The organism is Aliidiomarina shirensis, assembly GCF_003987345.1.
In the GTDB taxonomy this organism is placed as follows: Bacteria; Pseudomonadota; Gammaproteobacteria; order Enterobacterales; family Alteromonadaceae; genus Aliidiomarina; species Aliidiomarina shirensis.
The window spans coordinates 491,071-503,272 of sequence record NZ_PIPP01000002.1; the positions used below are offsets into that span (position 1 = coordinate 491,071).

Annotated in this window: 10 protein-coding genes; 1 reads left to right on the forward strand and 9 read right to left on the reverse strand. The window is 47.1% G+C overall.

The window, feature by feature from the left end:
- Positions 1-66 precede the first annotated feature (66 nt).
- Positions 67-588, forward strand: a complete 522-nt coding sequence (yjgA, locus tag CWE13_RS06365; protein ID WP_126806945.1) for a ribosome biogenesis factor YjgA — start codon at positions 67-69, stop codon at positions 586-588.
- A gap of 51 nt (positions 589-639) precedes the next feature.
- Here the strand turns inward: yjgA and tldD are convergent, their stop codons facing one another.
- The 9 genes from tldD to CWE13_RS06410 form a co-directional block, all read right to left on the reverse strand.
- Entirely contained in the window at positions 640-2,121 is a 1,482-nt protein-coding gene (gene tldD, locus CWE13_RS06370) for a metalloprotease TldD (RefSeq protein ID WP_126806947.1), read from the reverse strand.
- On the reverse strand, positions 2,114-2,977 hold the full coding sequence (locus CWE13_RS06375; RefSeq protein ID WP_126806949.1) for a carbon-nitrogen hydrolase family protein: 864 nt from the start codon (positions 2,975-2,977) through the stop codon (positions 2,114-2,116). Before CWE13_RS06375 ends, tldD begins: the two co-directional genes overlap by 8 nt.
- On the reverse strand, positions 2,970-6,878 hold the full coding sequence (locus CWE13_RS06380) for a YhdP family protein (RefSeq protein ID WP_126806951.1): 3,909 nt from the start codon (positions 6,876-6,878) through the stop codon (positions 2,970-2,972). Before CWE13_RS06380 ends, CWE13_RS06375 begins: the two co-directional genes overlap by 8 nt.
- On the reverse strand, positions 6,878-8,347 hold the full coding sequence (gene rng, locus CWE13_RS06385) for a ribonuclease G (RefSeq protein ID WP_126806953.1): 1,470 nt from the start codon (positions 8,345-8,347) through the stop codon (positions 6,878-6,880). Before rng ends, CWE13_RS06380 begins: the two co-directional genes overlap by 1 nt.
- A gap of 6 nt (positions 8,348-8,353) precedes the next feature.
- Complete coding sequence (locus CWE13_RS06390; protein WP_275540852.1) at positions 8,354-8,974, reverse strand: Maf family protein; 621 nt, start codon at positions 8,972-8,974, stop codon at positions 8,354-8,356.
- Positions 8,929-9,417, reverse strand: a complete 489-nt coding sequence (gene mreD, locus CWE13_RS06395) for a rod shape-determining protein MreD (protein WP_126806957.1) — start codon at positions 9,415-9,417, stop codon at positions 8,929-8,931. The genes CWE13_RS06390 and mreD overlap by 46 nt, the downstream gene beginning before the upstream one ends.
- A complete protein-coding gene (mreC, locus tag CWE13_RS06400; RefSeq protein WP_126806959.1) occupies positions 9,414-10,292 on the reverse strand; it encodes a rod shape-determining protein MreC in 879 nt (292 codons plus the stop codon). Before mreC ends, mreD begins: the two co-directional genes overlap by 4 nt.
- A gap of 3 nt (positions 10,293-10,295) precedes the next feature.
- Positions 10,296-11,339 (reverse strand): rod shape-determining protein, encoded by a 1,044-nt coding sequence (locus CWE13_RS06405; protein ID WP_126765152.1) that lies wholly within the window; start codon positions 11,337-11,339, stop codon positions 10,296-10,298.
- Positions 11,340-11,453: 114 nt separating this feature from the next.
- Entirely contained in the window at positions 11,454-11,954 is a 501-nt protein-coding gene (locus tag CWE13_RS06410) for a type IV pilin protein (protein ID WP_198677903.1), read from the reverse strand.
- Between the last annotated feature and the right edge of the window lie 248 nt (positions 11,955-12,202).

Consider the following 12,202-nt stretch of genomic DNA (forward strand, 5'->3'; position numbering starts at 1 on the left):
CCGGTATATCACCGGAGGCTGCTTCCTGATAAACTTAGCGCATTGAATAGTTAGGTGAACCTGAACATGCAACGCGATAACCAAGATGAACATTTAGATGATGGCGAACTCAGTAAAACACAACTGAAACGCCATTCCCAAGATATGCACGACCTCGGCGTAAAACTGGTTAAAATGGGCAGCAACGGCCTAAAACAAATACCACTTGATGATGAAACACTTGCCGCCGTTAAGCTTGCCAAAAAAATTGAACATAAACGCGAAGGCTATCGCCGCCAGTTGCAGCTTGTAGCCAAGCTTTTACGTAATAGCGATACAGGCCCAATTCTAGCGGCTATCGATGAGCTGGAGAATAAAGCACTCTACCAAGCTGCCCATTTTCATGCACTTGAGAAATGGCGTGATCGCGTGTTAAATCAAGGCGATGAAGCCATTCAAGACCTGCTTGATGTATACCCACATGGTGATCGTCAGCAGCTACGCCAATATGCGCGCCAAGCCGCGAAAGAACAAGAGCAGAATAAGCCGCCAGCAGCTTCGCGTGCCCTCTTTAAATATATTCGTAGCTTGAGCGAATCTGCGAGCTAACCAACCCTGTGTTTGCAGGCAAGAATCACTTGCCGCAAACACACGGTACATCTATTCCGTACCACCCACTGTCATGTTATCTATCTTCAGCGTTGGCTGACCCACACCTACGGGTAAACTTTGGCCATCTTTACCACACACACCAATACCCGTATCTAATGCTAAATCATTCCCTATCATGGAAACCGCAGCCATTGCTTCCGGCCCGTTACCAATAAGTGTGGCACCTTTTAACGGTGCAGTAATTTTACCATCTTCAATGAGATAAGCTTCTGATGCCGAAAACACGAACTTCCCAGATGTAATATCAACTTGCCCGCCAGAAAACTGCGGTGCAAAAATACCACGTTTCACCGAAGCAATAATTTCTTCCTGCGTTTTATCACCACCTAACATATAGGTGTTGGTCATTCGTGGCATCGGCAAGTGCGCGTATGATTCTCTACGGCCATTTCCTGTGGGCGCTACGCCCATCAGCCGCGCATTCAATTTATCTTGCATGTAGCCCACTAGGCGGCCATCTTCAATAAGCACATTATATTGGCTTGGCGTGCCCTCATCATCAACGCTGAGAGAACCGCGGCGATTCGCAATGGTGCCATCATCCACAATAGTGCAGCCTTTCCCAGCAACTTGCTCGCCGATGCGGCCACTGTAAGATGATGCGCCTTTTCGATTAAAATCACCTTCTAATCCATGACCAACCGCTTCATGCAACAGCACACCAGGCCAGCCTGCGCCTAATACAACCGGCATAGTTCCAGCGGGTGCCGGTTTCGCTTCCAACATGATTAGTGCTTGGCGAACCGCTTCATCAACATAACTTAAATATCGCAGCTTATCGGAACCCCTAGCTTGCTTAACTGAATCTGAATCAATAAACACTGGCTGCATAAAATAGTGATAATCAACGCGGCCACCACCCCCTGAAGAACCACGCTCACGGCGGCCATTTTGCTCGGCCAATACACTGCAATTCAAGCGCACTAATGGGCGTACATCGCTTGCCAATGTGCCATCGGTAGCAGCCACTAAAATGTGCTCATAGGTGCCGGTTAAGCTAACTGAAACTTCTTGAATTCGCGGGTCAAGCTTGCGCGCATATTTATCCATGGCTTGGAGCAATTCAATTTTTTTATGTTCAGAAAAGCTATCTAATGGATTATCAACACCGTACAAAGGTTTCGCGTTGCCCGCAGTTAACGCAGCAACAGTGCGGCTTTCGCCATGATCGGCAATACCACGAGCCGCCGCAGATGCGCGTTTGAGTGCGGCAGGATCAATACTATCGGCATAGGCAAAACCAGTTTTCTCGCCGCTAACTGCACGAACACCCAAGCCCCGCTCAATATTAAAGCTGCCACTTTTTACAATGCCATCTTCCAATACCCAGGCTTCATGGATACTGCTCTGCAAATATATATCCGCGTAATCCACGCTGCCGCTGTAGATACTTTGCAAGCTGTTTTGCAGTGCACTGTAATCGAGTTCAGCGTTATGCAATAAGTGGTCGGCCACCTGAGTATTAATCATTTAAAAACGTTACCTCAAACTGATTGTGTTGCTGCACTGGCATTCGCCCGCGCAGTTCTTCTAATTCATTAAAATCGGGAGTAAATGTGATGAAGCCCGGTTCCGATGCTAACGTGGCTGATATTCTACCCCAAGGGTCTACGATCATGCTGTGGCCCCAAGTTTCACGACCATCATCGTGGGTTCCCGTTTGGTTGGGCGCCAAGAGATACACCTGATTTTCAATGGCGCGAGCTTGCAGAAGTGGCTGCCAATGGGCTTCGCCAGTAACTTTGGTAAAAGCCGAAGGTAATGTTATCAACTCAGCACCTTGCGCGCGCAACGCCCGAAACATCTCCGGAAAACGTAAATCATAGCAAACCGCTAAGCCCATTTTTCCAAACGGCGTATCCACTACAACCAATTTATTTCCTGGCTTAGTGAAGGCTGATTCTCGATAACTTTTGGTATTATCGTTTACGCTCGCATCGAACAAATGGATTTTATCGTACCGTGCAGCAAGCTCGCCGTGAGCATCAAATAACAACGACGCCGCAGCGTAGCGCTCGCCACCGCGAATCGCCATAGTACCGGCTAATATCCAGAAGTTAAAACGGCGGCAACAATCAGCTATAAAATCTTGAATCGGGCCCTGCCCCAATTCTTCCGCATACTTACCTTGGGCAGCTTCGCCGGCACCAAACCGCGCAAAAGCTTCAGGCAAAATCACAAGATGAGGCCCACCTACATTGGTACGCGCATTACTTGCTTGAATTTTTTCAAACGCCGCAAGCAAATAGGCTTTATTCGCTTCCCAATCAGCCCGTGAAGTCCATTGTAATAACGTAATCTGCGGCACTGCGGTTATATCACTCATTTTGTTCGCCTCCTTGTTCCCGTTTCGCTTCGGTATTTTCTGGGAGTTCTGGCGGCAGCACATCTTCGGCCATCTCTGGCAGCTCTACTTCAGCACTATCACGTTGTACTTCTGTAACAACCGGTTCTTGCATAGAGCCCGTTACTTCGTACTCCAATCGCGAAATAACCTCCGCATCATGAAGCATTCTATCGAGTACAAGCGCAGCGATACCGCTTGGCGGGTTCACCATAAATGCGAGTAACACAGGTAAGCTAGACGTTACTTTAGGTACGTAGCTCAATCGGTAATGTAAGCTCTCATCCAATAAATTCGTGTACCCCGCCACCGACATATCACCAGCAGAGCCGTTCATTCGAGTGTTATCGGTACTAATTACACCTTGATCTAAGGTTAACGTACCGCCAAACGACGAATAGAACATGCCGCGCGCGAATATATCGCGAAAATCTAAGGTAAGTTTGCGCAGCACACTCTCCAAACTCAAAATGGATAGTAAGCGCGCGCCACCATCGGAAACATCGCGTAAATACCCGGCTCCTAACGACCAGTTCACCTCTCCACGCAATGTTTCTTTATTCCAGTCTTGCAGTGCGCCATCCCAGCCAAGCTGGAACCGAAAATCGGCAGAAGAATCACGAACCACTGAATTAAAGCCAAGCTCATTTAAATACGAGCCGATATTGTTACTTTTTAAGCTGCCCTGCAATGACGTGCGTAATTCAGCCCCTTCACCGGACCAGCCACCGCGCGCCTGCAACACGGTGCCGCCTTTCCGTATTTCAAACTGGCGAACTTGCTCTTCTTTATTCGCCGGTTCTAAGCGCATAGCAACTTCGCCTAACTCGCGTTCTTGAAAGCGGCAGATTCGGCAAGTAAAAATAATCGGTGGCATGTTATCAAGCCATGAGCGATCTTCAATAACTCGGCTATCACTATCAACTTCTGGCGGGCTCGTTAACTCTAAAAAATCGGCTGCAACTGTTAATTGCCCTTCACCAATCGTACTCCAATCGATGCGTGCTCGGCCGTTACTTGCGTTCACATCGAGTAACCAACCATCACCACTGCTACGACCCTCAATTTCCGTATTCGTGAAATCCTGACCGAACCACTGCAAACTGCCGATGGTCGCATCAACCCGTGATAGCGGCGGAATAGGTGAGCGGGTTACATTGTTCAAATCAGTGTTAACAATCGTTTCAGCTCGTTCTGGAATAGCACTACTTAACGAAACAATCACCGGTAGCCAATCACCCAACTCAGCTTCTTGCATACCCGCCATAATGCGGAAACCATTTTCTGGGCGCGCACCAACGGTATATGGGCTATCGCCAATTTGCAGTTCAAGCGCTTGAAATGCCCCGGAGCCAATCCGCATATCACCGCGTAAATCAAATACAGCAGGCGTATTTGCAGTAGCTCGCAATTGCTCTTGGTTACCGGCTACCTCAATACGGATACTGCGATCTTCACCTGCTGTTTTTGCAAAGGGTTCCGGCAATAGCATGGCTAACGATTCTAAGTTTGCATCCATCAACCAACGATACTGGTAACCTTCAGGCGCTAATTCCATAGTGAAATCGGCTTCCCAATTGAGGCTACCTTCTAGTTGTTGAATAAGCGGAATATCGGGCTGCTCTGATTGCAGTTGCTCGGCTTGCCAATCGGCTTGAATAGTGCTTTCAAGTTCATATCCATTATCTCCCCGGGCACCGGTTAACGATACATTTACCGGCATACCAAACACTGATGAACGCTCCGTTACAAAATTAATATCGGCATTATCAAATGTTAAGTAACCATCAACATCGCGTAACCACAAGTTAACCGGTTGAATGTGAATATCTTGCTCAGCGAAATCTACGCGGCCTTGCGCTCGAACCACTGGTTTTTCGCCTTTCGGCAACGGAATATCTAAAGTAAACGCGCCCGATAAATCGCCGGTAGGCAACACCCGCGAAAGCGCTGCACCCACTGATTTCTCTAGTGGGCTAGCCATAAACAGCTCGCGCAGTTGAGTGCCATTGGCCTGAACATCAGCTGCAATATGTAAATGCCGATCTGCACCGCTTATATTCATGATCTTCGCGTCAACCGTGGTTAACGGAATATCCTGTAAACTACCTCCACGGGCGCTGATATTTAGCTGATCACCTGAAAACGTAAGCTCGGCTTGTGTTCCCATAACCGCGGGCCAATTGGGTTGAAAGCGGTAATTCATGTTGTTTATCAGCGCTTGCGCTTGCAACACCCCTTCACCTTCAGTGTACGGAAAGCTATTTATCGGGCCACGCCAAACCATACTTAGGCTATCTACATCACCATCGAGTAATGAATCTGTTAGGTAGTTGCCTAACTTTTCTCCGAGCTGTAATGGCAATAGCGACACCACTTCCAACACATCCATACCGGGTGTGCCACCATTTAAAAGCCAATCAACTTCTACCGGTTCACCCTGCGTACCACTAAAGCGAACTTCTTGACTAATATCTGCGCCCGGCAAACTAAATAACGCTTCATCAACATCCAGCTCCCAACTGCCCTGCTCTTGCGACCAACCACCCGATACTAAAACCTCGTTTAATACTTTGGCATCGTTGTAAGTTGCTGGTGAGCTTAAGGCTACCGAATCACCTTGAATCAAAAAATTACCTTGCGCTAACGTACTCCAAACTTCCATTTGCAAACCGTTGATGCCCGGCACACCTCGATGCGGTTGCCACGCGATATCGCTACCACGGCCGTAAAGCTGCCATTCTCGTTCATCTGTGAGCTGAATTTGTAACGAATCTAACCAGCCTTGGAGCTGCAATCCATCGGCCCAATCGCCCATAGCAACACCCGGAGCGCCGAATAAATTCCAAACAGGGCCGAAATCAATCAGTTCGATATCATTGAGGTTCCAAATGTGCGCGCCTTCAGAGTATTGCCATGTAACTTGCTCAAGGCGCCACTCTTGCTCGTTTAAGCGAGCTACCATTGGATTTGAATTTAAGATCCAGCCGCGGGTCTCAGGAAAAAGTGTCCATACAGTTGGCGTTGTCACTAACCGATGAACGTCGTCGTCTTTTTTCCACTCAAGAATATTTTCTGCAAAGCGAACTTGGCCATCACCAAATTGCCCATCGTCGAAATCGAGCCATGCCTGTAAGTTGAATTCCGCGCGCTCAATCGACGATGTTTGTGTTACTTCTTGCAACCAAGGCGATATATCTAATTGCTGAGCCTCTACGTATAAACTTCCGCTCATTTCCGCAAAGGAACTGCCATGAAGATCGAGCACGAAATCTAAAGAGTTCGCGGTTATATCGGGAATGCGAAATAATCCCGTAGCTTGTTTTCGCGCATCATCGCGATACCAGCGCAGCTCTTCAATTTCCACCGCCCGTGGTGTTTGATTACCGATATGCATGCGCACAATACTTTCGTGCATTTGAAAGCGTTCGAGCTGTTGAAAAAGTAAGGTTTCGAGCGGTTCCTGTAATTCCTGAAGTAAGTTCTGCTGGGAATTACCTTGATAGTAAACATCGAGTTCCATTCCGGTAAGCACAAAATGATCAAGTAGCACTTGCCGCTGCAACAAGCTATTCCAAAAATCGATGCCAAGGCGTAAATCACGTACCGTAACGGTTGCTTCCGTACCCTCACTAACTACGAGTTCAACGTCATTCAGCACTAAAGCGGGGCCAATTCCACTCCAGGTTGCGCTCAAGGAGCCAATTTGCACTTCTTGATTAAAACGCGAACTAATTTGCTGCTCTATATCGGTACGAAAATGATCGAGGTAAGGTAAACTAAATCGAACAATACTAATCAGCACCGCCAAGCCCACCAGCAGCACTGCTGCAGTAAGCCATAGCTTGCGAATTATAAAACTTACGGTACTTCTTACATTCACTACATCATCACCACATCAAATTGTTCTTGATGATACAAAGGCTCAATTTGAATCTTTATCTGCTTTCCTACAAATACTTCCAATTCAGCTAACGCATGCGATTCTTCATTTAACAACCGCTCAGCTACCGCGGCAGAGGCATACACCACAAATTTATCAGCAGCGTAGGCCCGATTCACCCGAACGATCTCACGCATAATTTCATAACATACCGTTTCCACCGTTTTCATCGAACCGCGGCCTTTGCAAACGGGGCATTCACAACTCAATATATGCTCGAGGCTTTCGCGGGTTCTTTTTCGGGTAAGCTCTACCAAACCCAACGAGGTAAAACCCGAAATACTGGTTTTTGCATGATCTTTAGCAAGTGCCAGCTCTAAACTATGCAGTACTCGGCGTTTATGATCTTCATTCTGCATGTCGATGAAATCAACAATAATAATACCGCCTAAGTTTCTTAACCTCAGTTGCCTGGCAATGGCTTGTGTAGCTTCCGTGTTGGTATTAAAAATTGTTTCTTCTAAGTTGCGGTGGCCAACAAAAGCACCGGTGTTGATATCAATTGTGGTCATCGCTTCCGTTTGATCAATCACTAACGTGCCACCCGATTTCAACTGCACTCGTCGGTCGAGCGCCCGCTGAATTTCATTTTCCACATCAAACAAATCAAAAATCGGCCGTTCGCCTTCATAATATTCAAGGCGTGAGGCCAATTGTGGAACAAATTCTTCCACAAATTCGTGCAGCTGCTGAAAACTTAGACGTGAATCAACACGAATTCGTTCAATTTCAACACCGACAAAATCACGTAAAATTCGTGCGGCTAAATTCAAATCTTCATATAAAACGCCACCTTTGGCGTTTTTCTTCTTCCGTTCTTGAATCTTTTCCCAGAGCTTGCGCAAAAACAGTGCGTCTTGTTCGAGCTCTTCTTTTCCAGCCCCATCGGCGGCTGTACGCACGATAAAGCCCAAATTCTCATCACTAAATTTGGTAACAACACTGCGTAACCTATCGCGCTCTGGTTCACTTTCAATACGCTGGGAAACACCCACATGGTTAGAGCGTGGCATCAGCACTAAATAGCGTGATGGAATCGTAATGTCAGTGGTTAAACGCGCGCCTTTTGTGCCTAATGGATCTTTAACCACTTGCACAACAATGTGTTGGCCTTGGCGGACGAGGCGAGAAATATCTGGAGGCGGTAATTGATCACGATCCAATTCTTCCACATTATCAATGCGGGTGATTATATCCGAGGCATGCAAAAAGGCAGCTTTATCTAAGCCAATATCTACAAATGCCGCCTGCATACCAGGCAAAACACGGCTTACTTTTCCAACATAAACATTGCCCACTAAGCCACGTCGAGCTTGCCGTTCAATATGTACTTCCTGCAAAATTCCATTTTCCACAAGAGCTACACGCGTTTCGCTTGGAGTAACATTAACTAATATTTCCGCACTCATTTCACATTATTCCGAATCTGTTGCTAACCACTGCTTTAGCAAGTGCTCAGTTTCATATAAAGGTAAGCCAACCACAGCGAAATAGCTGCCATTAACGCGCGTTACAAATTTTCCAGCTAATCCTTGAATTCCGTACCCACCGGCTTTATCTTTCGGTTCGCCGGACGCCCAATAGGTTTCGATATCTTCAGCTGATAGTTCCCGGAAGGTAACATCGGTTACCACGCAGCATTGCCATTGCTGATTTGCAGTTGCTAAACAAACTGCAGTATATACTTGATGGCTGCGGCCACTTAGCCGTTGCATCATAGCTTGAAAGTGTTCGAAGTTAACCGGTTTTTCAAGCACTTCGTTAGCCACTACCACAACGGTATCAGAGCCAAGCACCGCCGTATCTGGTTGCGCTGATTGCATGAGCACGGCCATTGCTTTTTCTTGGGCCAAACGTTGAACGTAATCGCTGGGTGATTCCTGCGGATGTTTTTGTTCGAGAATATCCGCAGGTTGCGTTATAAACGGATAGCCAAGTAATTTTAGTAGCTCTTGCCGGCGTGGCGATGCGGAAGCGAGAATTAGCGCACTCATGTAACTTGAAACCGCCGCCGAAGCTTCCGCAATACCGGGCATACCCACAACCAAAAGAACGCAGAACTTAAGGCTGGCCAAAAATAATAGAACATCAATGGCGCATTATTCAGATAGTGCTCAAACATATAAACAATAGCGCGCGCAACAAATACTAATACGGCAACCAACAGTGCCTGCTGAGATAACGAAAAATTACGAATTCGCTGGTAGTACTTAGCAGCCGGATAGGCTACTAATGCGTAGGCTGCAGCATGAAAGCCTAGGGTAGACCCAAGTAAGATATCTACCGCTAAGCCAACCACCGCAGCATAGCCAATGTTTACGCGGTGCGGTAGCGCTATAATCCAATATATCATGACCAGTAGTGGCCATTCTGGGCGCCATACCGCCACCGCCAATGACATCGGCATCACCGCCAAAATAAGCGATAAAATAATAGTGACAACGATAATGCTGCGCTGGGCTATTCGGTGCATCATCATAAGCCCCTTTCCTCTTCAACATCTTGTTCAGTTCGAATTGGCTGATATTCACTGTTGCTATCCCAAAGCAACAACAGCATGCGAATACGATCCAAATTAGCCACAGGAACGGCTTTTACCTGCGCAAAAGGTAGCGATTCATCACGCATAATGGCGCTGATGCGAGCCACCGGATAACCTTCCGGAAATACACCACCGAGCCCTGACGTCATGAGTAAATCACCTTCTGCAAGTTCCGTAGAGTGTGGAACGTGCATCAACTCAATCGAGTTCGTATTACCCACGCCTTGCGCTATTACACGAATACCGCTCGATTCAGCGCGCAAAGGAATTGCGTGGCTTTGGTCGGAAATTAAAATCACGCGGGCTGTAATAACACCAACATCAACCACTTGGCCAATCACGCCTTCCGCATCGATAACCGGTTGCCCAATGTAAACACCATTTCGGCTACCTTTGTTCACAACCACTTGATGCGAGAACGGATCGGAATCAACAGCAATAACCTCTGCCACCATGCGCATCCGCTCTTCCCGTGATTCACTCGAAAGTAACCCACGCAAGCGTTCATTTTCGCTAACTAAAAATTGATATCGTTGCATTTGCCCTTGCAAACTCAACACATCTTCTTTGAGTTGTTCGTTTTCGCGCACTAACCGACGGCGCGATTGCACTTGGCTAATCAGATTATCAAGTGCTTGCTCCGGCATTACGGCAAGGTATTGAACTGGGCTTACAAACGAGTTTAAAACAGAACGCACAGGCTGCATTATACCGAGCCTGTGGTCTGCAAAAATAAGCAAAAACGCTAGCAACAAGGCTAGCGTTAGGCGGACTCTTAAAGAGACCCTTTGGATAAATAAAGTAGAAGACACCGGTTACTCGTCGCTAAACAAATCGCCGCCATGCTCGTCGATCAGCTCCAATGCTTTCCCGCCACCGCGAGCAACACAGGTTAACGGGTCGTCGGCAACAATAACTGGAATGCCTGTTTCTTCCATGAGTAAGCGATCGAGATCACGCAACAGCGCACCACCACCAGTGAGTACCATACCGCGCTCAGATATATCCGATGCTAATTCTGGTGGCGATTGTTCTAGGGCGGTCATTACGGCCGCAACAATCCCCATCAATGGTTCTTGCAACGCTTCAAGAATTTCATTGCTGGTCAGTGTGAATGAACGTGGAACACCTTCAGCCAAATTCCGGCCACGAACTTCAATTTCGCGAACTTCATCGCCCGGATATGCAGTGCCAATTTCATGTTTAATGCGCTCTGCAGTTGCATCACCAATTAGTGAGCCAAAGTTTCGGCGCACATAGCTGATAATTGCCTCATCAAATTTATCACCACCGATACGAACTGAGCTGGAATAAACCACACCGTTCAAGGAAATAATAGCTACTTCCGTAGTACCGCCACCGATATCGATAACCATAGAACCGGTTGCTTCCGAAACGGGCAAGCCAGCGCCAATTGCTGCAGCCATTGGTTCATCGATTAACACGACTTGGCGAGCGCCAGCACCCAGTGCTGATTCGCGAATGGCTCGGCGTTCAACCTGCGTTGCACCATAAGGAACACACACCAAAACGCGCGGGCTTGGGCGCAGGTAATTATTTTCATGAACTTGTTTGATGAAATGCTGAAGCATTTTTTCAGTAACGTGAAAATCAGCGATAACGCCATCTTTCATTGGCCGAATAGCTTTAATATTGCCTGGAGTCCGGCCAAGCATTTGCTTAGCTGCGGTACCCACTGCGGCAACACTTTTGCTTCCGCCCGCACGGTCTTGGCGAATCGCCACAACAGAAGGTTCGTTCAACACGATACCTTTCTCTTTCACGTATATGAGGGTATTTGCTGTTCCCAAATCGATTGATAAATCGTTGGAAAACAAACCGCGCAACTTCTTAAACATGGGAGGTTGTTCCCTTTATGATGATTATATGGTTCGAAAGGCTTAACTTTAGCAAGCTGTGATCGCGCGAGCAAGCGCGTTAACAAGCTTTTGCAAGATTTATACAGTTTGTGATCAGTTACAGCTCCCTGATCGAATATATCCTTCGCTTTGCACACAAATTCGGCGGTTTTCAACACCATCAATCTGTAATTCAACAGAACTCTGACCGCAAGCTTCAGCGTTAGTTTCATGTCCGTTAGAAACCGGGCACCCGAGACCATTAAATAGAAAGCCCGAGTTTGCCCCAGGCAATGCCGAAACGACCGTTAATACCGCAGGGTTCGGCAAAGATAGAATGCGCTCCGCCGCTACCGAGTCATTGCAATCTTTTGGTGTAAGTTGAGCCGCAGTGAGCGTAACACCATAACAAGGCCGAATTGTATCTTGCATAGCCCGCTGTTGTTGCAAACGCAACATGCTTAAAATACGAGGTTCTAACGTAGTCTCTTCCACACCCCTGTCACCGAAAATTCGGGGCGCAGCAGTTACCGATAAGATACCTAAAACAACAATAATGATAACGAGTTCTACCAAGGTAAACCCAGCGGCTTGGTTCGCACCTAATTTGCTCAACTTACTGCTCAACTTACGCTTGTTGATACAAACAGTGCTCGTAAAGCTACGGTGAGTGGTAGCGCACTCGAATCGTTGAGAGCGTTTTTTTCTTTGCATCCGGAAAACCTGATATAAGCGCTAGAATGAATAATCTAAGTATGCAGTGTAACTTAAAAAAATGTAGTATGAAGAACAATATATAAACAATGTTTAGGCACCGCGTTAAACTGTTACCAATATAAGCTTTGCCTGCTATTAGTTTTAGC

What these genes read in the sequence shown, in the direction of transcription:
- yjgA (WP_126806945.1), top strand. Translation starts at nt 67, where the DNA reads ATGCAACGCGATAACCAAGATGAACATTTAGATGATGGCGAACTCAGT.
- tldD (WP_126806947.1), bottom strand. Translation starts at nt 2,121, where the DNA reads ATGATTAATACTCAGGTGGCCGACCACTTATTGCATAACGCTGAACTC.
- CWE13_RS06375 (WP_126806949.1), bottom strand. Translation starts at nt 2,977, where the DNA reads ATGAGTGATATAACCGCAGTGCCGCAGATTACGTTATTACAATGGACT.
- rng (WP_126806953.1), bottom strand. Translation starts at nt 8,347, where the DNA reads ATGAGTGCGGAAATATTAGTTAATGTTACTCCAAGCGAAACGCGTGTA.
- CWE13_RS06390 (WP_275540852.1), bottom strand. Translation starts at nt 8,974, where the DNA reads ATGCCCGGTATTGCGGAAGCTTCGGCGGCGGTTTCAAGTTACATGAGT.
- mreD (WP_126806957.1), bottom strand. Translation starts at nt 9,417, where the DNA reads ATGATGATGCACCGAATAGCCCAGCGCAGCATTATCGTTGTCACTATT.
- CWE13_RS06405 (WP_126765152.1), bottom strand. Translation starts at nt 11,339, where the DNA reads ATGTTTAAGAAGTTGCGCGGTTTGTTTTCCAACGATTTATCAATCGAT.